Here is a 21,630-nt window from a genome sequence, read left to right on the forward strand (position 1 = left end):
AGTCGTACGTCGCGCCTTGGCCCAGCGTCGGCGTCACCGTCTTCAAGCGATTCAGCTCATCGAACGTGTAGCTCACGCTCTGGTCGGCCGTCGTCAGCTGCGTGCGGTTGCCTGCGTCGTCGTAGCCGTATTCGATCCACAGCCCGCTCGGCCAGGTGACTTTTTCCAACCGTCCCCGATCGCCGTATTCGTACGACGTCGTGCCGTTGCCGTCCTGCACGGTGTCGATCTGGCCTTCGGCCGTGTACGCGATCGTCGTGTCGGTGTCGGTCGCGTAGTCGATCGTCTGCAGCAGGTCGGTGTTCGGCTTGTACGCGTAGTTCGTCGTTCGGCCTCGGAAGTCGATGTGCTGCGTGCGCCTTCCGAGCGTGTCGTAGACGAACGTCTCTTGCTGCAGCAGCGGCAGCGTTCGCGTGAGCACACGCCCCGACTCGTCGTACGTCCAGCTCGTCGTGCGGTTCAGCGCGTCGATCTGTCGCCGCTTGTGGCCCAGCGTGTCGTATTCGTAGCGCGTCACCAGCGTGCCGGCGTTCGCGGGGCTTTCGCCGTTCACGAGTTCCGGATTCGCGCCCGTCGCCGGATTCGGCAGCACCACCATGTCGAGCTGACCGCCGATGCCGTAGCGATACCGCGTGATGCGGCCCTCGCCGTCGGTCTCGCGCGTCTTGCGGCCCAGACGCGTCGTACGCCGACCACGAGCGCGGATTGTCGCTGTCGGTCCACGGCGTTTCGTCCGGCGATATCGTCTCGGTCAGTCGACCCGCTTCGTCGTAGACGAACTTCGTCGTGCGGCTCAGCGCATCGGTCACCGACGTGCGACGCCCCGCGACGTCGTACACCGTCGTCGTCGTCTGGTTCAGCGCGTTCGTCACGCTCGTCTGGCGGCCCGCGTCGTCGTAGCCGTAGGTCGTCGTGTGGCCGCGTTCGTTGCTGACCTGATGCAGCCTTCCCGCCGCGTCGTACGTCTGTTCGGTGAACGGGTTGTCGTCGGGATCGCTCGTGCCGTCCGGAAGGATCGTCGTCTTCAGGCGATCGAGTTCGTCGTAGACGTAGCGCGTCGTTCGTCCGGCGCGGTCGGTTTCCGTTTCGACATTGCCGTTCGCATCGTACGTCTTCGATTCGCTCGTGCCGTCGGGGTACGTCGTCGATTGCAGATGGCCGGCGTTGTCGTACGTGTACGTCGTGCAGCGGTTGATTGCATCGCACTCGGTCGCCGGTTTGTCGATCGCGTTGTAGGTCGTTGTCGTGGTCGTTGCGTCCGGATGCGTCGTGCTCGTCAATCGGCCCTTGTCGTCGTACACATAGCTCGTCGTGCGCGTCTCGTTCGGCTTCGTCGCGTCGGGCGTCACCACCTGCGTCTTCACGCGACCGACCGTGTCGTGCGTGTAGCGCGTGTGCACCCCTTGCGGGCGAAAGCGACCGGTACGCCGACGTATTTCAGCGGTTGGAATGGGCGATTGGCCGGTTGGTTCTTCCCTCCGGAACGCTGATCGGCCGGGATAGCCGCGATCACGATGGGCAGTCCAGACTGTCCACGGCTAGCGTGCGCCGAAGCCGAGAATCCGCCATTTCAACAACCAACGGCGCCGAATACGGCGCCGTTGGTTGATCATCGCAAGCGAACGAGGAGCTCGTACGCTCATATTTTCCGCATTCGTTGAGATATCAATATCAGTTTCTCAACGATCTTCGCTTCTGGACAGTTTGGACGGGACAGTTTGGACGGGACAGCTCAGGGTTTTTCCAAATGCCCAGGGCTTTCTGGCTCGCTTGCTGCGCAAGCTCGCGCCACCAAATCAATCGCCTGTCTCACGGTGTATACGTTGGACCACTCACTCGTCGGCGTCCTGATTTTTAATTTATCTTCAATTTCTATTATTAGAACATTCCCAAAATCATCGCCATATAGAATGCTATCAAAAACAATAGAGTCTTCTTCATTCACAATAAAGTCTTTGTCACGCATTAAAGATTGAATCGCGCCAACAACAACGCCCTTCACAAAATCTCTATTTATATTTGCCATTTTATTCACCAAATAAATGATCCGTCACACACAAACCAATGGATGTCATGTCGTACGCAAAGAAACCGGTAGCGACAACGACGTTCCCGCGCCCAACCAAGGTATATGGTCGCACCGTTCCAGCAAGTCTGAACGGTAATCGGAAATTCGTTTTTCTCAATGTAAAAAAGCCGAACGCATTTATGAAATTTGTAAATCGCGAAGCTCCACCAAGCACTGGAACACCCATCCACGGCTTGTAGATCGGAATTGCGCCAAACTCGGATATATCTCTCACGATTTCCATACCTTCCTGATCAAACGGGTTGTATCGCTCTTCCACACAAGCGCACAATGCGTCGCCGACACTTTGCTGCTCCGAGTCGGATAGATTCAGCGTTCCAACAAAATTTTCACCTCGCTGACTACCCTTGCTCCGGAACGGCGAATGGGGTGATGTAGCCAGAGCGGTGATCACTCCGGCTACCGCAGACGCCGTCGCAAGTGCGGACATCGTGGACATTCGCCCGGACGGATCAAATCTATTTGACGGATCATTTTCCCCGTAGATATGAGCATTCAGTGAGAACGGCCTTGAAGCGATCCCAGCTGCTGGATCGCGCGAAGTAAACCGTGCCGCATTTGGGTCCATATACCGCGCCCGCAGATAGTAGAACTCACTATTCGGATCGAGCTGCTCTCCTGTGTAGAGGAAGTCGTTATCGCTTGTGACCTGCGAAGCCGCCGCTTCCAGTTCGCCGAACGCTTCGTAGTAGTAGCGATCGGTCACGACGTCCCGCGCTGTCGGTCAACAGCCTTGTACTCCCCAGCCCGTCGGCGTGGTAGTGCCTGACTGTGGCCGGCGTCGCACCGTTCGCAGGCCTGTACTGACTGATACGGTCATCGCCAAAGGTGTACAACGCCGCGAGTGTCTTCGGGTTCGATCCCGTCTGCGCGTGTTCTTCGACGACCTGCGCGTACGCCTGGTTCGGATCGACGAGATAATGCGCCGTCTGCGGGCTTGATCCCGGTCGCGTCTCGCGTCTGCTTGATCCTGATCCCGTTGTGGTTGTACGCATACCGCGTCACTTCCTGATTCGCCGCAATCAGTTCGACCATGCGGTTCGCATCGTCGTAAACGTAGTTCTCCGACGCCTTGCGGGCTCGTCTTCTGCGTCAAGATTTCCCGCGTCGTCGTAGTGCATACGTCGTCGTCCCGACATCCGGCGCCGTGCCGCTCGTCGTGTGTTGCGTCAACCGATCGTTCGCGTCGTAGCTGTACGCGCTGTTCGCGATACGCACGCCCGTGCGCGCTTCGGTCAGGCGGTTGCCCACCTTGTCGTACGTCCAGTTCACGGTGCGCGAACGCCCCGCCGGCAGGAACACGTATTCGCCCGGTCAGCCGTTTGACCTTGTCGTACTCGTAGTCGTACGTCGCGCGCGTGAACGTGTCCTGCAGCTGCGCCACCTGCGTGCGCAATCCGCTCTTGTCGATCCGGTACGCCAGCACGTATTCCTGCGCGTTGCCCGGCCGCGTCGTCGTCAGGGTTCTGAGCTGGTTGCCCGGGTGGTACGTGTACGTCGTCGTGACGCCGTTCGCATGCGTCACCGTCGCACGATTGCCGACTGCGTCGTAGTCGTACGTTGCGCCTTGACCGAGCGTCGGCGTCACCGTCTTCAGGCGGTTCAGCTCGTCGAACGTGTAGCTCACGCTCTGATCGGCCGTCGTCAGCTGCGTGCGGTTGCCTGCGTCGTCGTAGCCGTATTCGATCCACAACCCGCTCGGCCAGGTGACTTTTTCCAACCGTCCCCGTTCGCTGTATTCGTACGACGTCGTGCCGTTGCCGTCCTGCACGGTGTCGATCTGGCCTTCGGCCGTGTACGCGATCGTCGTGTCGGCGTCGGTCGCGTAGTCGATCGTCTGCAGCAGGTCGGTGTTCGGCTTGTACGCGTAGCTCGTCGTTCGGCCGCGGAAGTCCGTGTGCTGCGTGCGCCTTCCCAGCGTGTCGTAGACGAACGTCTCCTGCTGCAGCAGCGGCAGCGTTCGCGTGAGCACACGCCCCGACTCGTCGTACGTCCAACTCGTCGTGCGGTTCAGCGCGTCGATCTGCCGCCGCTTGTGGCCCAGCGTGTCGTATTCGTAACGCGTGACCAAGGTGCCGGAACCGTTCGGACTTTCTCCGTTCACGAGTTCCGGATTCGCGCCCGTCGCCGGATTCGGCAGCACGACCATGTCGAGCTGACCGCCGATGCCGTAGCGATACCGCGTGATGCGGCCCTCGCCGTCGGTCTCGCGCGTCTTGCGGCCCAATGCGTCGTATGCCGACGTTGTGCGCGGATTGTCGCTGTCGGTCCACGGCGTTTCGTCCGGTGCGATCGTCTCGATCAGCCTCCCCGCTTCGTCGTAGACGAACTTCGTCGTGCGATTCAGCGCATCGGTCACCGACGTGCGCCGGCCCGCGACGTCGTACACCGTCGTCGTCGTCTGGTTCAGCGCGTTCGTCACGCTCGTCTGGCGGCCCGCGTCGTCGTAGCCGTAGGTCGTCGTGTGGCCGCGTTCGTTGCTGACCTGATACAGCCTTCCCGCCGCGTCGTACGTCTGCTCGGTGAACGGGTTGTCGTCGGGGTCGCTCGTGCCGTCCGGCAGGATCGTCGTCTTCAGGCGATCCAATTCGTCGTAGACGTAGCGCGTCGTTCGTCCGGCGCGGTCGGTTTCCGTTTCGACATTGCCGTTCGCGTCGTACGTCTTCGATTCGCTCGTGCCGTCGGGGTACGTCGTCGACTGCAGATGACCGGCGTTGTCGTACACGTACGTCGTGCAGCGATTGATTGCATCGCACTCGGTCGCGGGTTTGTCGATCGCGTTGTACGTCGTGGTCGTCGTGGTGCTGTCCGGATGCGTCGTGCTCGTCAGCCGGCCCTTGTCGTCGTAGACGTAGCTCGTCGTGCGCGTCTCGTTCGGCTTCGTCGCGTCGGGCGTCACCACCTGCGTCTTCACGCGCCCGACCGTGTCGTGCGTGTAGCGCGTGTGCACGCCCTGCGGATCCACCTCGTCGGTGCGCCAGCCGAACACCATGTGCACGTAGTACGCCGTGCGGCGGCCCACCGCGTCGGTCATCGATTTCAGCTCGCCCGTCGCCGTCGAACCGATGCCGGTGTCGTAGCTGAACCGCGTCGTCGCGCCGCTCGCGTCGGTCGTCGTCAAGCAGCGTCTTGGCGAGGTCGTTGTACGTGTTCGTCACGACCGTCCGGCCGCTCGGATCGACCTGCGTCAGCAGCTGGTTGCTCGCGTCGTACGTCATCGCCGTCGTGCGCTGCATGCCGTCGGTCTCGGTCAGCACGTTGCCGCGGATGTCGTACGTGCGGCATCGTCGTCACGTTGCGCGGATCGGTCGCCGACAGCTCGTTGCCGTTCTCGTCGTACGTGCGCGTCGTCGTCTGGTTCAGCGCGTTCGTTTCGGTCAGCACCCAGCCGTTGTCGTCGTACTGGTACACCGTCTCGTAGCCGCGCCGGTTCTTCACGCGCTCGGTGCGCGCGTCGATCGCGTGCGTGAACTCCATGCGCCGGCCGTCCGCGTCGATCAGCGCGACCAGGCGGCCTTGCGGGTCGTATTCGCTGCGGCTCACGCGCACGCCGCGAGGGTCCGTGATGTCCTTGAGGTAGTGCGGATGGTTCGGCTGCGCGTAGGCGTAGGTCGAGGTCTGGTTCACCGTGTCGGTCGCCGACGTCAGGTTCGCCGTTCGTGTCGTAGCCGTACGTGCGCTCGGTATCGTCGGGCAGGTGCATCGTCGTGATGCGGCCGGCCGTGTCGCGCACGAACGTCACGGCCATGCCGCTGGAGTGCTCCACGCCGTCGCGCGTGAACGTCAGCGTGTTGCCGTGCGGATCGCGCACCTGGCGTGCGCCGAAGTGCTGGTCGATCGACCACTGCAGGCCGTCGGGCGTCGTCAGACGGTACTGGCTCGCGTCGATCGGCGTGTCCGGCGCGCCGATCTCGGTGATGCGGTCCTCGATGATCCGCACGTTGCCATAGTTCATCTGTTCCAATTTGGACGTCGTGCCCGGCAACGCCTCGAACACGATTTCCACGTCCGGCTGCGGGATGAACATCTGGCACTCGGGGTGCGCCTTCGCCTTGAACCGCTGCACGTCGCCGTCGGGCATCGTCACGCTCACGATCGGATTGCCGTTGGGCAGCACGCACCAGTTCGAGAAGAAGCCGTTGCGGTATTCGATCAGGCTCCAGCCGAAGCCGAGCTTGCGCGACTCGTGCACGCGCACGTTGTTGTAGTCCACCGTCCAGCCGTAGCCGAAGTCGAGCGATTCCTTCGCGCGGCGCGTGTCGTACGTGCGCGTGACGCGCACCGGGATGCCGGCGACGTCGATGCTCGCGTCCTCGAGCGTGATCGAGAAATGGCCCACCTTCATGTCGCCGTCGACGAGCACCACGCGCACGACGGTCGTGCGATGGCCCTGCGCGTCGGTCGCGCGCAGCGTGACGTGGTACTGGCCGTTGAGCAGCAGCGTCGGATCGATGCGGCCGATCACCGCGTCGGTGACCGTCGTCGTGCCGCTCGATATCGGCGTCGGCGTGCCGCCGTTCGCGTCGACGATCGTCAGCGTCCACTCGACGAGGTCTTCGTCGGCGATCGTCACGCGCACGTCGGTCGGCGCGGTGATGCGCGCGTCGCCGTCCGGCGCGCTCAGCGACACGCGCGGCGCGGTGACGTCTTCGGGCGCGCGCACGAGGAACCGGCCGCTCGCGTTCGCGAGTTCCACGCCGTCGCTGACGCTCGCGGCGAGCGTGTGCAGGCCCGGCGCGGCCGAGGTCACGACGGCCGACAGATCGTCGAGCGTCACCGGCACGCCGTCGAGCTGCAGCGTCGCGTAGAGCTGGCCCGACGCGTTCGTCGGGATCAGGTGTACCGTCACCGGTTCGTTCGGGTTCACGGTGTCGGGCGCGAACGACAGGTTCAGCGCGAGCGCGCCGGCCGGCACCACCGTCAGCGTCCAGCCCTGCTCGACCCACGCGCGGCCGTCGCTGGCGCGCACGCGCACCGGGTAGTCGCCGGTCGCCGCGGGGTTCCAGTCGATGCGGCCGGTCGCGCTGTTGATGGTCATGCCCGACGGCGCCGCTTCGAGCGAGTACACGAGCGTGTCGCCGTCGGCGTCGGTCGCGACGGCGTCGTAGCGGTACGCGCGACCAAGCTTGCCGCCGGTCGGCGGCGTGCTGGCGAACTCGGGTTCGGCGTTCGGTCCGGTGCCGCCACCGCCGCCGGTCGCGACGACGATGTCGTACGCCTGCCACGCGCCGCCGCCATGCCCGTCGGTCACCTCCACGCGCACGGCGTGGGTGCCGACCTGCGACGCGACCGGCGTCCACGCGATCGCGCCGTTCGCGGCAATCGTCATGCCGGTCGGCTTCGTCGTCAGGCGGTACGTCAGCGCGTCGTTGTCGGGATCGGTCGCGATCACGGCGTACGTGTAACTCTGCCCGGCCGTCGCGGCCGTCGGCGCGGTGCTCGTGATGTCCGGCGCGCCGTTCGCGGTCGCGTCGTTGACGAACACGGTGTACGTCTGCCGCGCGACGCCGCCGCGGCCGTCGCGCACTTCGACGTCGAACGCGTGCTCGCCGATCTGTCCCGCGGTCGGCGTCCACGCGATGCCGCTCGCGTCGCCGGTCGCGCCGGCGGGCAGCGTCAGCCAGTGCGTCGTCAGCGTGTCGCCGTCGGGGTCGGTCGCCGTGAGCGCGTACGTGTACGCGACGGTCGGCGACGCGGTCAGCGCCGGCGTGCTCGTGATCGTCGGCGCATGGTTCGCGTTGGCGTGCACGCGCAGCTCGTACGTCTGCGTCGTGCTCGCGTCGCGCGCGTCGGTGGCCTTGACCGTGACGGTGACCGTCGCGGGCGTCGCCGACGTCGGCGTCCAGCGGATCGCGCCGCCGGCCGCGCCGATCGTCATGCCCGTCGGTGCCGCGGTCAGCGTGTAGGTAATCGCATGGCCTTCGTCGTCGACCGCGACGACCGGATACTCGTACGCCTCGCCGACCGTCGCATGCAGCGGCGCGGTCGACGTGATGCGCGGCGCGGTGTTCGGATCGGTCGAGCGCGCGACCGTCACCCACCACGTCTGGATGTACGACAGGCCCGACAGGCTCGTCGCGCGCACCTGGAAGCCCGTGCCGCCCGGAAAGCCCCAGCGCGGCGTCCACGTGATGACGCCGGTATGCGGATCGATCGTCGCGCCGTCGGGCGCCGCCTCGAACCAGTAGATCAGCGAGTCGCCGATGTTCGCCGACGTCGCCTGCACCGTGTAGACGTAAGGCACGTTCTCGGTCGCGGCGGTCGGCGGCGTCGACACGAACGTTGGCGTCGCGAACGTGCCGCGGTCGTAGCCGATCGCCCAGGTCTGGCGCGTGCGCAGGCCGTCGCGGTCGGTCACCGCGATCTGCATCGGCACGCCGGACGACGCGTTGTTGCGCGTCTCGCATTCGGTTTCCTCGGGCGCCGTGACCACGCGCGCGACGAGCGTGCCGGTGCCGAGCTCGCCGGCCGGCAGCGGCGGCAGGATCGCCGTCGCGCTCTTGCCGGGGCCGAGCGCTTCGAGTTCGACGCGGCCGAGCAGATTGCCCGGCGACGCCGGCGTGCCGTTGTGGAACTCGACCGCGAACGCGCGGCTCGCGCCGGTGCCGCGATTGACGACGTCGGCCTTGAGCGTCACCTCGTCCGGGCTGCCGGCCGAATACGGGCCGAACACGCGCAGGTCCGGCAGGTAGCGCGTCGGATCGTGCGCGGTGCTCGGCGCGCCGAACACGTACAGCGGCGCGGGAATCGCGCCGGGCATCGCCGGCGGCACGCGCATGTCGGGGCCGATGCGGTCGGCCGCATACGCCTGCTGGTGCACGAAGCGCGCGCCGATCGACCACGTGCCGAGCGCCGGCCGGTACGCGCTCATGCCGAGCCCGTCGCCGAGCCACAGGCGCGCGTCGCCGCTGCCGGTCGGGTCGGCGAACGTCGCCACCTGCCCGGTGTAGCTGAAGTTCGCGTTGCCGATGCGCGCGGCGGTGACGTAGCCGGTTTCGGGATTGACCACGTTGAGGCCGTCGTCGGCCCAGGTATAGATTTCCAGTCGGCCGTCCGCGTCGGCGTCGGCCGCGCTCGCGCTCATGCCGTTGAAGTAGCGCCAGCCCGACGTGCCGGCCAGCGTCCACAAGAGGCGTCCGTCCGACGCGTACATCTGCTCGGTCGCGGCGAGGAAGATTTCCGGGCCGGGCGAACTTTCCACGAAGTCGGCCACGAGCGGCGGACCGGTGCGCGTGACGCTGCCCCCGGCGATGCGCCACACGGTCGTGCCGTCCGGGCGCAGCAGCGACAGGCGATAGCCCGCGCTCGTCTCTTCGCTGACGACGACGCCGATGCGCGCGCCGCCGTCGACCGGGATCGGCGCGTAGTACGCCGCGTACATCGACTCGTTCGCGGCGAGGCTCGGCGTCGACCACCACAGCGTGCCGTCCGCGCGTCGCGTCTGGCCGCGGTGCAGCACTTCCTGCATGCCGTCGCCATCGAGATCGAGCGCGAGCGGCCGGCCGTATTCGGTGGCGCCGGCCGGGAACCGCCAGCGCAGCGCGCCGTCGGCGTCGAACACCGAGCGGCCGATCAGGATTTCGGCCCGGCCGTCGCGATCGAGATCGGCCAGCTGGAGCGCGTTGTAGTACATGCCGCTCGCGACGGACACGCTCGACCGCCAGCGCAGGCTGCCGTCCGCGCGCAGCGCGACGACGTGGCCCTGCGTGTCGAGATAGACGATCGTCACCTCGCCCGAGCCGTCGATGTCGGCCATCGCCGGCGCGTTGGTCGCGTCGGCGGTGTTCTGCGCCGTCGTCCACCACTCGTCGCCGGTCGCCGCGTCCAGCGCGCGCACGCGCGCATCGCCGCCGCCGGCCGCGATCGACACGACCGCGATGCGGTCGCTCGCGTCCAGACGTCCGTCGTCGTTCGTATCCGACAGCGGGCCGATCAGCGCCTGCGTGCCCGGCGCGCGCGCGGCGACGCGCCACGCGGCGACCGGCTGGAACGGCTTCACCGCCGCGTCGGTCTGCAGGCAGTAGCGGTTGAACACCGCCAGTTCCGCCGGCATCGCGCTTTCCGATGCCCAACCGGGCCAGCTCAGCGTCGGCGGCGTGCCGTTCGTCAGCGTGACGCCGGACGGCACGATCAGCGCGTCCCACACTTGCGTTTCGAACAGGTTCGCGTCGATCGCGGCCGGCGTGTACGTCAGGCCATAGCCGGTCAGCACGCGCGTCGGCGGCACCGTCGTGATCGTCGGCGCCTCGTTCGGCACGTCGCCGAGCAAGGTATAGAACTGCAGATGGTAGCCGCCGAACTGATCGTTCACGCGCAGCGCGATGCGCTCGGCGTCGTCGTCGAAGTCGGCCGGCGCGCCCCAGGTCACGACGCCGCTGACCGCGTCCATCGTCATGCCGGCCGGACCCTCGACCAGCGTGTAGCGCAGCACCGCGTCGGGCTCGCCGGCCGCGGTCGCGGTATACGTGTAGATTTCTCCCTGCACCGCACGGCGGTTCGGCGTCGAGGTGAAGCGCGGCGGCGCGCGGCCCGCGCCGACGGTCAGCGTCACGGTCTGCGTGTCGCTCGCGCCGGCGAGGTCGCGCACGCGCACGGCGACGCTGTGCGGACCGGACTGGTTCGCGGTCGGCTGGAACCGGATCACGCCGGTCAGGCGGTCGATCGTCATGCCGTCGGGCGCGGCGTCGAGCAGATATTCGAGCGCGTCGCCGCGGTCCGGATCGGTCGCGGTCACGGTGTACAGATAGCGGTCGCCGAGCGCGACCGTCGTCGGCGCGGTCGAAGTGATGTCTGGCGCGTCGTTGACGTCGGTCACCGCGACGCTGAACGCGCGTTCGGCCGTGAGCCCGCCGGCATCGGTCACGCGCACGCGCGCCCATGCGGCGGTCAGATCGTTGTTGTCGTTCCGGCACTCGACCGTGCCGGGCGCCTCGATGCGCGCCGAGACGCGCGCCGGTTCGGCGAGATCGGCGGGCCAGTCGACGCTGCGCTCGACCGACGCGCCGGCGGCGAGCGCATCGACCGTCACGCGCGCGAAAGTGGTGCCGTCGGCCGACAGCGCGAGCACGAACGGGCGGTCGACGGCGGCGAGGCCGCGGTTGCGCAGCGTCGCGTGCACCTGTCCGTCTTCGACGCGCAGCGCGTGCACGGTGAGGTCGGCCTGCTCGGCCGTCGGCTGCTGCGACAGGATCTCGCGCACCTTCAGCGCGATCAGCGCGTTGGTGAACGACTCGGCGTAGTGGCCGCCGTCGCGCAGCACTTCGATGTCCCACGCCGCGCCGCCGGTCGCGAGCGCGAGGTTCACGTAGTCGGCGATCGACGTGTCGCCCGGCACCGCGACGGCGCTCGCGTTCGCGCACGTCACGTAGCCGCCGCTGCCGTCGTGCTTGTAGCCGGTGCCGTCGGCGCCGAGGCCCATCGCCGCGCTGCCGTCGCCGCAGCGCAGGCGCACGTTGACCACCGCGTTGAGCATCGTCTTGCTCGACGCGAGCGCGGCGAGCACCGACGCGTACGACAGCGACGTGTCGACCGCGTCGCGGTCCTCGTCGGATACGAACAACACGTTGCGCGCGACCGTCGTGCGCCACGGATACTGCGTCAGCGCGTGCATGATCGCGCGCCAGCCGTCTTCCTCGGCGACGCCGTCGGGAATGTACAACTGACCGGTCGCGCCGATCAGCGCGCGGTAGTCGCCAAACGGCACGCCGCCGACCGGAATCGTCGCGGCCGTGCGCGTGAACCCGACGAGGCCGTAGCGATTGGGCTCGCCGCCGTCGCCGACGCCGTTCGCCGTGAGGTAGGCCTGGAACGGCACCGCGATGTCAGCGATCCACGCGTGCTCGCCGATCATCGACGCCGATTCGTCGACCACCATCGCGATGTCCGCCGCCGGCGGCACCGCGCTGACGGACGTGCCGCCGCCGAAGCACAGCGCGTTGTCCAACCGGCTCGAACCGACCAGCGTATCGTCGGCCGGCCAGTTCAGCGCGCCGCTCGACGCGCCGACCGTCATGCCCGACGGCGCGCGCACGAGACTGAAGCCCAGCGTGTCGCCGGCATTCGGGTCGCTCGCGTCGAGCGTGTGCGCGTACGTGCCGCGCTCGGGCACTTCGGACGGCGGCGTCGCCACCGTCGGCGCGCGGTTCGACGCGGTCACCGTGATCGCGACCGTCGCGGCGGCCGAGTCGACCGTGCCGTCGTTGGCCACAAAGGTAAAGGTATCCGAACCGACGTAGCCGGCATCCGGCGAGTACGTGAGATTCGGTGCGGTACCCGACAGCGTGCCGTGCTGCGGCGCCGTGACGACGCGGTAGGTCAGCGTGTCGCCGTCGGCGTCGCTCGCGTCGAGCACGATCGCCGCCGTGCCGCCGCCGGCCACCGCGACGCTCGCCGCGCGCGCGACGGGGGCCACGTTGCACACCGACGCCACGCTCGCCGTCGCCGCATTGTTCGCCGATCCGCCCGGCGCCGGCGTCGCGTAGCCCGCCTGCACCGACGTGCCTTCGGTGTAGCCCGCGGGCATCGCGATCTGCGCGGTCAGGCCGATCGCGGCGCACTGCGTCGGCGCGATCGTCGCGCCCACGGTGAAGCTGACGGTTGCGCCGGCCGGCAGCGTCACGGCTCCGGCGATCGCGCCGCTGCCGCCGACCGTCGCGTCGGGCGCGCCGCCGGGGCAGCGCGCGCCGCCGGTCGCGGCGCACGTCCAGCCGTTGATCGTCAGGCCCGCGGGCACCGCCTCGGCGAGCAGCGTCGCGATCGTGCGGCTCGCGGTATCGCCGACGGTCGGCGCCGCGGTGCGGTTCTCGTACGTCGCGACGTACACGAGCGGTCCGCCGGCGCGCGCGCTCGCGGGCGCGGCGAGCGACACGGCGAGATCGGCGTCGTTGTCGAGCACGGTCACGCTCGTCGCGGTGATCGGCGCCGCGCCGCAGGTGCGCGTCGAGCTCAACACGTAATTCGTCGGCGACGAGGTGATCGCGAGCGAGATCGTCTCGTTGTCCTCGATCGCCGCGTCGTCGAGCATCGTCAGCGGCAGCGCGAAGTTCGTGCCGTCGTAGACGCCGGCCGGCACCGTCACGCTCAGCGTGTTCGTGCCGCTCGCGGTCGCGTAGTCGCTGCCGCGCGCCGCGGTGCCGCCGTCGATCGCGAGCGTCACGGCGATGCCGCCGGCCGGCACCGTGCCGACCACGCGCAGCTGCGGCAATGCGTCGTTCGCGCCTTCGCGCACCGACGCCTGCGCGCTCGTCAGTTCGACGAACGGGCGCAAGGTCACCTGGATGTCGTCGATGAAGTTGCCGATCGTCGCGGTCGACGCGGTGCCCTTGGCCTCGAAGCCGATCGCCTGCACGCCGGTCGGGCCGTTCCAGGTGAACTGGCCGGAGTAGTCGCGCCAGCCGTTCGGCGCCGCCGCGTTCGCGCAGGTGTTGTTGCCGACGCCCGTCGTCGATGCCGCGGTGCCGTAGCACGTGTGCGCGCCGACGCCCGAGTTCGTCGTCTGCGCGCGCACCACCTGGTTGACGTCGCCGGTGCTGCCGATGCGGAATTCGGCCTGGTCTTTCACGCTCGCGCTCGCGCGACCGCGGTGGCTGAACCGCCAGCCGATCGGCTCGCCGTTCGCGAGGCACACGTTCTGGAAGATCCGCGACGACGCTTCCGCGTTGAGTTCGGCGAACTGCTTGCCGTGGCGCGCCATCACGCCGCTGAAGCCGTTCGCCCAGATCTCGATCAGCGGGCCGGTCGTGTGCGCGATGTTCGGCGCGCAGGCCGCGCCGGCCTGACTCGGATGATTCGTCGTCCAGCCCGGCACGGCGTTTTCGGCGATCTGGAAATAGCAGGTCGACGTGCCCGCGTCGGGCAGTTCGAAACCGAGATTGACGAAGGTGCGCTGCACCTGCGCGGGTGCGGCGGACGCGCCGAGCAGCGCGGCGGCGATGGCGAGACAGCGCGCGGCAAAGCCGACGCGCCGCGATGAGTAACGGCTTCCGGGGTCGTGCATGGCTGGGTCCCTGTTGGGTCGTACTGCGCTCTAAACGAGAATCGGCAGTAAACGTGATCAGGGTCTCAGCGGACGCGACGCAAGCTCAATAATTGTCTACTTTTCAATACGTTGTGGTATGCGCGAACCCGCCGCACCGATTCCGGCACGGCGGATTCGCTCCCGCGTCGATCAGAATTTCGCGTCGACGGTGAAGAACAGCTGGCGCGGCGCGCCCTGCAGCAGCGTGTAGTTGAGGCCCGTCGGGTCCGAAGCCACGAAGCCGTTCGAACCGACCGTGCCGAAGTACTGCTTGTCGGCGAGATTCGTGATGTTCGCCGAGAATTTCAGGTCCGACAGCGGGCCGACTTCGCCGAGCGTGTAGCTCGCGCCCGCGTCGACGACCCAGAAGCCCGGCACCGACGAATCGTTGATGTACGTGATGTAACGCTTGCCCGTGTACTTCGCGCCGACGCTGACCTCGAAGCCGTCGAAGCCGTACTTGAGCTCCGTCGCGAACAGACGGCGCGGCGTGTCGACGACGTCCTTGCCGTCGGTCGGGATCGTGTTCGTGCCGTCCTGGTAGTTCGCGTCGTACTGCGAATCGGTGAACGTCAGCGCGTTGAACCACGAGAAGCCGTCGAACGGCCGCCACACGAACGTCGCTTCGGCGCCCTTCGTGGTCACCGAGCCGACGTTCGCGAACACCGTCGGGCAGCCGGCGATGCCGCTGCACTGCGCGATCGCGAGCAGGCGGTTGTCGAACTTCACCGAGTACAGCGCGAGCGACGCGTCGAACGTCTCGTGCGACGAGCGGATGCCGCCTTCGAACGTCTTCGAACGCTCGGGCTTCAGGCTGCCGCGGATCGCGTTGAACGCATCCTGCGACGCGGAGAACGGACCGCTCACGCCGGGCTGGAACGCGGCCTGGTTTTGCGCGTACGAGAAGAATAGTTCTTCGTTGTCGGCGACGCGGAAGTTCACGCCGGCCTGCGGCAGGAAGTTCTTGTCGGCCTTGAGCGTGCCGCTCGCGCGCGTGCCGATGAGGTTCGTCGCGTCGGTCTTGACGTCCTGGCTCTTGAAACCGACGTCGACCTTCACCTTGTCGTCGAACAGGCTGATGCGGTCCTGCAGGTAGAACTGCGTCGTGTCGGTGTCGAAGCGCTGGCGGAAGCCGCGCGCGTCCGGGTTGCGCAGGAAATAGTCGTCGTCGACCGGGCCGTCGACGAAGTAGAAATTGCGCTGCAGGCCGTGGACGCTCGTTTCGGTCCAGAAGCCGCCTTCGATCGTGTGGTTGTCGATCTGCCAGTTCAGCGCGCCGGTATAGCCCGTGCGCTCGATGTCGTATTCGGTCGTGCGCAGCGAGATCGGCACCGTCGCGGACGACGGCGTGTACGGCGTGAACCAGTGGCCCTGGCCCTTGTTCTGGTGGTAGTAGCTGCCGAGGCGCAGCGTCAGGCCTTCGGCGAGACCGAACTCGCCGGAGAGGCCCACGAGGTCGTCGTCGCGCAGACCGCGGCCGAGGTAGTACGCATCGTCGAGGCTCGTGACGCCGCCGGTGTACACGCCGCGCGCGGCGGCGACGGCGCGATCCCAGTCGGCCGCGTAGTTGTCCCAGTCCCAGCCGAGACGGCGCTGCGAGTCGAGCGAATAGTCCGCATAGTCCACTTCGCTACGGCGCGACGTGGACACGAGCAGCGCCAGGTGGTTGGCGCCGAAGTCGTACACGGCCTTGCCGTTGAACTGCGTCTGTTCCTGGTCGCCCCAGCCCTTCCACTTGTCGGTGTTCGAATACGCGCCCGACACGTACATCGCGAAACCCGCGTGGTCGCCGGTATCCAGGCGCGCATAGGTGCGGCGCGTGGCGTCGCTGCCGACGGTCTGCGCGAGGCGCACCTGATAGTTCGCGAGCGGGTCGGACGAGGCGAACGAGATCGTGCCGCCGAGGTTGCCGGTCGACGCCGTGCCGAGCGCGCCGCTGCCCTGCGCGACTTCGGCGATGCCGAGGTTTTCGGCGATCAGCGCGCGGCTGATGTGCAGGCCGTTGGTGTTGCCGTAGCTCATGTCGCCGAGCGGGATGCCGTCGAGCGTGAAGCCGAGGCGGTTCTGGTTGAAGCCGCGCAGGCTGATGCGCGTCGACCACTCGTAGTTGCCCCACGGGTCGGCGGCTTCGACGTGCACGCCGGGCAGCTTGTCGAGCAGCTTGAGCGGGCTCGTGCCGGCCGGCTTGTCGATCACCTGTTCCGGCAGCACGCGCTGGACCTGGCGCGTTTCGCCCTGGCCGATCACCGAGACGGTGTCGAGCGTCTGCGTGGCCGCTTCGGCCGAGGTTTCCGGTGCGGCTTCGACGGCGACGTTGGTTTCGGCGTGCGCGACGCCGGCGATCATCACGGCGACGATCGCAAGATGCAAAGGATGGCGTTTCATTGTTGTGGTTTTCCGGGGCCAAAGTCAGCGCGCGACGATGCGCGCCGAACGTGACACCCGCTTTGCGCGGCGATTGCACCGCCGCGTTCGTTGCATTTGGACGGATGGACGGCTGGCCGTCAGAACAGCGTCTTGCCTTCCGCGTCGCCAAGTGTGACGCCGAGCACCTTTGCGAGCGTCGGCGCGATGTCGCGCATGTCGATCGCACCGAGATCGCGGCGCGGCACGCCCTTGCCCGCGATCAGAAAACTCGCCTGCATCTGCGGCAGCGCGGGATCGTAGCCGTGCATGCCGCGGCGGCGGCTCGGCGTCAGGAGCGGCGCTTTCGGATCGGGCGACGTTTCGAAGCCGGGTTTGAAATCGACGTGGAAGTCGGCCTGCGGATTGGCGCCGGCCGTCGCGATCGCGTCGCGTTCGATCACGCGCGCGATGCCGTTCGCCGCGTCGTTCGCGAGGCTTGCGAGCAACCCGCGCACGCGTTCGCGCAACGCTGCGTCGGCGCCGTCGCGCAGCACGACGTCGGCAGAGCCGCCGGCGATCCACGGCGCGGCGTCCCAGGCGACGACGTTGCCGGCCGCGTCGAAACGCATGAGGCCCGCCTTCGCGAACGCGTCGACGAGATTCACGTCGACCGACACGCGCGCGAAGCCGTGATCGGACACGACCGCGACGACGGTCTCGGAATCGACCTTGCGCGCGGCGTCGACGAGACGTCCGACGATCGCGTCGATGCGCGCGAGCACCGCGTAGCCCTCGGCGCTGTCCGGGCCGCGCTCGTGCTGTTCGTGGTCGAACGCCGTGAAGTACGCGGTCATGAATTGCGGTTTCTTGCGCTCGATCAGCGCGATCGCGTGGCGCGCGCGCGTCTCGTCGCCGGCGATGCTCTCGTCGATGCCGTCGGCATACGGGCCGGCCGCCGCTTCGAGTTCGTCGACGAGGCCCGGCGTCGCGAGCGCGCGCAGGAGCTTGCGATCGTCGGGCATGCCGGTGCGCCAGATCTGCGGCAGGTTCGCGTCGATCGCGGCGCCGACGCTCGTCGGCCAGTGCACGTTCGCGGTCGCGAGGCCCGCCTTGCGCGCGGCGTCCCACAGCGTCGGCACGCGCACGTCGCTCGCGTACCAGTACCAGCCCTGCGCGTTTTTCAACGACGGATCGAACGTGAGATTCGACACGATGCCGTGGCGCGCCGGCGCGACGCCGGTCAGGAGCGTCGCGTGGCTCGGATAGGTCAGCGTGGGCATCACGCCGCGCACGCCGCTCGCGTGTGCGCCCTCGGCGCGCAGGCGGCGCAGGTTCGGCAGCGGCGCGTCGGCCGGCTTGCGCGCGAGTTCCACCGGGCGCAGGCCGTCGATCGAAATCAGCAGCACGCGCGCGGCCGACGCGGGCGTCGCGAATGCGAGCGCGGCAACGGCGAGCGGTACGAACAGGCGGCGTAGCGTCATGATGGCGGACTCGTGCGGAAAGCGCGCATCGATAGCAGCGGCGCGTGAAACCGCGATGACGCGCGTGCCTTGCGGCTGACATCCGCGCGATCGACACTGCGGGCGGTCCTTCCCCGAGAGCGACCTCGGCACGGGCCGCCCTTCCCGCGCGGGCGGCCCGTGCCGCGCTGTCGCGCGTACACTCGACGCATGAACGCAACGCCGCTACGCATCGAATCCGGCGAACTCGTCGCGCTGCGACTGTTCGACGTCGCGTATGCGATCGACCTCGCGCACGCGCAACGGTGCTGGGCCGAACACCTCGGCGAAGGCGGCAGCCGATCGCGGCTGCGCGCCGCGCCCGACAAGGCGCTCGCGTTCGACGTGCCGCCGCTGCTGCTGACCGTGCGCACGGTCGACGTCGCGCTCGGCGCCTGGCGCGCGCAGGCGACGGTCACCGCGCGGCTGTACGACTTCGGCGTCGTCGCACTCGCGTTGCGCGTCGCGGTCGCAGGTGTGTCGTGGGACGAATTCTCGGCGCGCTTCAACGCGCTCGACGCGGCGGCGAACGACGCGCCGTGGCCGCAATGGCTGGCCGAAGTGCGCGCGATCGTCGCGCCGGCGCTGCAGCGGCCGAGCGTGTCGAGCCTGCAGGAAGACTATCTGTTCGGCATCGTGCAGGCGCTCGACCGCCCGCGCAGCGCGGCCGAACTGCGCGACGAGGCCGATCTCGTGGCGCTGCTCGGCGGCGAGACGCGGCCGTTGTCGGAAGGCGCCGCGCGCGAACTGACGCAGCGCAGCTTTTCGTACTACGCCGACGACCTCGTCGTGCTGACCTGGGATCGCGCATTCATCTACGAGCCGCGCGGCGACTCGGACGTCGCCAACGTCATCGAGGTCGCGAACGCGCAGCTCGTCGAACTGCGCTACTACGACGAACTGCTCGACGACGAACTGCCGCTGATGTACGACCGCGTCGAACACGCGCGGGGCGCCTCGTCGCTGTTCGCGTCGCGCCGCTTCGCGCATCTGGCGCGGCGCCTGTACACGCTCGTCGCCGAAGTGACCGAGCTGACCGAAAAAGTGGACAACGCGCTGCAGGTGACCGAGGACGTGTACCTCGCACGCGTCTACAGCGCGGCGCTCGAACAGTTTCGCGTGCCGACCGTGGGCGCCGCGGTCGACCGCAAGCTCGCGATCATCCGCGACACGTATACGGCGCTGTACGACGAGGCGTCGAGCCGGCGGGCGGAGATACTGGAAATTGCGATCGTGCTGTTGATCGTGACGGAGATCGTGTTGGCGTTGGTGAGGCATTAGCCGTCATAACGGCGAGAACCCGATTCCGATGCGATCGTGGGCGTCGCTCCCTCATCCCGACCTTCTCCCCCAACACGGTTGGGGGAGAAGGCGCCGAGTGTTCAGGCACTGCGTCGCTTAAGCCCTCTCCCCCAAGCTTGTCTTGGGGGAGAGGGTTTGGGTGAGGGGGCGACGCCGAGGTATTCGTTGTGCCAAACCGCAGCGGGCGCAGGCCGGAATGACAAGTGGAGCCTTACCGCCGAGTCAGCTCGCCAATCTTCACCGCAAGCGGTTCATTCCCCTGCTGCACAGCCAGCTTCTGCGCCGTCTGCCCCGCCGCATCCGCGATCGAGAAATCCGCCCCGCGCGCCGCGAGCGCGTCGATCACCGCGTCCTTGCCGAACAGCGCGGCGAACATCGCCGCCGTCTGTCCCGCCGCGTTGCGCGCATCGACCGCCGTGCGCGGTTCGCGCAGCAGCCGCAGCACGATCGCTTCCTCGCCCTTGAAGATCGCGCCCATCAGCGCCGTGTTGCCGCGCTTGTCGCCGACGTTCGGATCGGCGCCGGCGGCGAGCAGCACGTCGACCGACGCCGTGCGGCCGTTGTACGCGGCGAGGATAAGCGCGGTGTAGCCGCTCTCGTCCTGTGCGTCGACGCGTGCGCCGGCGCCGATCAGCTCGACCACGAGCGACGCGTCGCCGGCGCGCGCCGTTTCAAAAAGATACTTCTGCACCTTGTCGGCCTCGATCGACGCCGACGTCGCCGCCGTCGCGATGACGCCCGACCACGCCGCGAACACGAATGCTACGAGTTTCATGGGGAGTTCCTGTCATGCGGCAAAGGTTGCCCGGCGGCGCCGCACCGTCCTGGGAGAGCGGCCACGCGACGCCGCCGGGCTACGCCCGGTTACTCGGTCAGCGCGTCGGACGCGCGGCGCACCGCCGCGAGATCGCCCTTCACCGCCTGCGTCAGACGCGTGCCGTAGTCGGCATCGGCCTTGTAGAAATGCGACAGCATCGCGAGCTTCGTCGCGGCGTCGTCGACCTGGCCCAGGTCGCCCGCGAGATTCGCGATCAAGTGCTTCTTCGCGGTCGCGTCGAGCGTGCGATAGAACTCGCCGGCCTGGCGGAAATTCAGCGTGCGATGAACGCGCGTCTGCTGCGTCGTGCCCGACAGCGGCAGCGCGCTGTACTTCGCGCCGGCCTGCTCGGTCATCGGCACGCGCCGGCTGGGCTGGTAGTTCACGTCGGTGACGGTCGTGCCGACATTCGCCGCGCCGTCCTGGTTGCCGTTGAGCACCGCCGCGCGCGGCCGGTTGATCGGCAGCTGCAGGCCGTTCGTGCCGACGCGGTACAGCTGCGTGTCGGCGTACGAAAAGATGCGGCCCTGCAGCAGGCGGTCTTCCGACGGTTCGATGCCCGGTACGAGGTTCGCCGGCGCGAACGCGCTCTGTTCGGTTTCCTGGAACACGTTCGACGGATTGCGGTTCAGCGTGAGCGTGCCGATCTTCGTTTCCGGCACGCCGGTCCAGATCTTCGTCGCGTCGAGCGGGTCGTAGTCGAACGCGGCGAGTTCATCGGGTTTGAGCACCTGGATGTACAAATCCCATTGCGGGTATTCCTTGCGCGCGATGGCGTCGACGAGATCGCGCGTCAGATGATTGAAGTCGCGCGACTGCACGTCGGCCACGCCTTTGGCGTCGAGCGTCTTGACGCCCTGCCGGCTCGCCCAGCGGAATTTCACGTAGCGGTAGTCGCCGGCCGCGTTGACGAACTTGTAGGCGTGCACCGAGCTGCCGTCCATGAACCGGTAGCCGACGGGCGTGCCGAAGTCGGTGTAGACGCGCGTGAGCATGTGCGTCGATTCGGGCACGTGCGAGAAGAAATCGAATACGCGGCGCGGGTCCTGGATGTTCGTCGCCGGCGACGGCTTCAACGAATGCACCATGTCCGGAAACTTGATCGCGTCGCGGATGAAGAACACCGGCAGGTTGTTGCCGACGAGATCCCAGTTGCCTTCGCTCGTATAGAACTTCGTCGCGAAGCCGTGTGGATCGCGCAGCGTTTCGGGCGAGTGCTGGCCGTGGATGACGGTCGAGAAACGCACGAACACCGGCGTCGTCGTGCCGTTGACGAATACCTTCGCCCTGGTCAGCGCCGAAATGTCGGCCGTCGCGACGAACTCGCCGTGCGCGCCGGTGCCGCGCGCATGCACGACGCGTTCGGGTATCCGCTCGCGGTCGAAGCGCTGCAGCTTTTGAATCAGTTGCACGTCCTGCAACAGCGTCGGCCCGTTCGGACCGGCCGTCTGCGAGTTCTGGTTGTCGCCGACCGGCGCGCCGTTGTCGCGCGTCAGCGTACCTTCCGCGGCGGCCGTTGCCGTGGCGGCGATCATGACCAGCGCCGCCCACCGCATCGTAT

General features: G+C 67.7%; 10 protein-coding genes. 1 reads left to right on the forward strand and 9 read right to left on the reverse strand.

The annotated features are described in order from the left end of the window. Window positions 1-56: 56 nt before the first annotated feature. The 7 genes from OD750_RS15770 to OD750_RS15800 form a co-directional block, all read right to left on the reverse strand. The gene (locus OD750_RS15770) at window positions 57-1,364 is read right to left on the reverse strand and encodes a hypothetical protein (protein WP_272842008.1); all 1,308 of its coding nucleotides are present in this window, start codon (window positions 1,362-1,364) and stop codon (window positions 57-59) included. A 368-nt stretch (window positions 1,365-1,732) separates the two neighbouring features. Beyond that, window positions 1,733-2,035: a hypothetical protein gene (locus tag OD750_RS15775; protein ID WP_272842009.1), complete on the reverse strand. Its 303-nt coding sequence runs from the start codon at window positions 2,033-2,035 to the stop codon at window positions 1,733-1,735. Continuing rightward, window positions 2,028-2,795, reverse strand: a complete 768-nt coding sequence (locus OD750_RS15780) for an RHS repeat-associated core domain-containing protein (RefSeq protein WP_272842010.1) — start codon at window positions 2,793-2,795, stop codon at window positions 2,028-2,030. The genes OD750_RS15775 and OD750_RS15780 overlap by 8 nt, the downstream gene beginning before the upstream one ends. An 18-nt stretch (window positions 2,796-2,813) precedes the next feature. Continuing rightward, the gene (locus tag OD750_RS15785; protein ID WP_272842011.1) at window positions 2,814-5,210 is read right to left on the reverse strand and encodes an RHS repeat domain-containing protein; all 2,397 of its coding nucleotides are present in this window, start codon (window positions 5,208-5,210) and stop codon (window positions 2,814-2,816) included. A gap of 129 nt (window positions 5,211-5,339) precedes the next feature. Then, window positions 5,340-14,084 carry a putative Ig domain-containing protein gene (locus OD750_RS15790; RefSeq protein ID WP_272842012.1) on the reverse strand — a complete coding sequence of 2,915 codons (8,745 nt, stop codon included), beginning with the start codon at window positions 14,082-14,084 and terminating at the stop codon, window positions 5,340-5,342. Between the two features lie 171 nt (window positions 14,085-14,255). After that, on the reverse strand, window positions 14,256-16,490 hold the full coding sequence (locus tag OD750_RS15795; RefSeq protein WP_263541652.1) for a TonB-dependent receptor: 2,235 nt from the start codon (window positions 16,488-16,490) through the stop codon (window positions 14,256-14,258). Window positions 16,491-16,609: 119 nt separating this feature from the next. Next, a complete protein-coding gene (locus tag OD750_RS15800) occupies window positions 16,610-17,932 on the reverse strand; it encodes an alkaline phosphatase family protein (protein ID WP_263541653.1) in 1,323 nt (440 codons plus the stop codon). A 189-nt stretch (window positions 17,933-18,121) separates the two neighbouring features. Here OD750_RS15800 and OD750_RS15805 point away from each other — a divergent pair, with 189 nt between their 5' ends. Beyond that, window positions 18,122-19,231, forward strand: coding sequence for a hypothetical protein (locus tag OD750_RS15805; RefSeq protein WP_263541654.1), 1,110 nt, complete (start codon window positions 18,122-18,124; stop codon window positions 19,229-19,231). A gap of 232 nt (window positions 19,232-19,463) precedes the next feature. On the opposite strand, the gene OD750_RS15810 is transcribed toward OD750_RS15805, so the two are convergent. After that, the gene (locus OD750_RS15810; protein ID WP_263541655.1) at window positions 19,464-20,027 is read right to left on the reverse strand and encodes an ankyrin repeat domain-containing protein; all 564 of its coding nucleotides are present in this window, start codon (window positions 20,025-20,027) and stop codon (window positions 19,464-19,466) included. A gap of 89 nt (window positions 20,028-20,116) precedes the next feature. Next, the gene (locus OD750_RS15815; RefSeq protein ID WP_263542107.1) at window positions 20,117-21,625 is read right to left on the reverse strand and encodes a catalase; all 1,509 of its coding nucleotides are present in this window, start codon (window positions 21,623-21,625) and stop codon (window positions 20,117-20,119) included. Window positions 21,626-21,630: the final 5 nt, after the last annotated feature.

Origin of the sequence: Tahibacter soli (genome assembly GCF_025717065.2) — a bacterium.
GTDB lineage: Bacteria > Pseudomonadota > Gammaproteobacteria > Xanthomonadales > Rhodanobacteraceae > Tahibacter > Tahibacter soli.

Coding starts and splice junctions, on each gene's coding strand:
- OD750_RS15795 (WP_263541652.1), bottom strand. CDS start 16,490: ATGAAACGCCATCCTTTGCATCTTGCGATCGTCGCCGTGATGATCGCC.
- OD750_RS15800 (WP_263541653.1), bottom strand. CDS start 17,932: ATGACGCTACGCCGCCTGTTCGTACCGCTCGCCGTTGCCGCGCTCGCA.
- OD750_RS15790 (WP_272842012.1), bottom strand. CDS start 14,084: ATGCACGACCCCGGAAGCCGTTACTCATCGCGGCGCGTCGGCTTTGCC.
- OD750_RS15805 (WP_263541654.1), top strand. CDS start 18,122: ATGAACGCAACGCCGCTACGCATCGAATCCGGCGAACTCGTCGCGCTG.
- OD750_RS15810 (WP_263541655.1), bottom strand. CDS start 20,027: ATGAAACTCGTAGCATTCGTGTTCGCGGCGTGGTCGGGCGTCATCGCG.
- OD750_RS15815 (WP_263542107.1), bottom strand. CDS start 21,625: ATGCGGTGGGCGGCGCTGGTCATGATCGCCGCCACGGCAACGGCCGCC.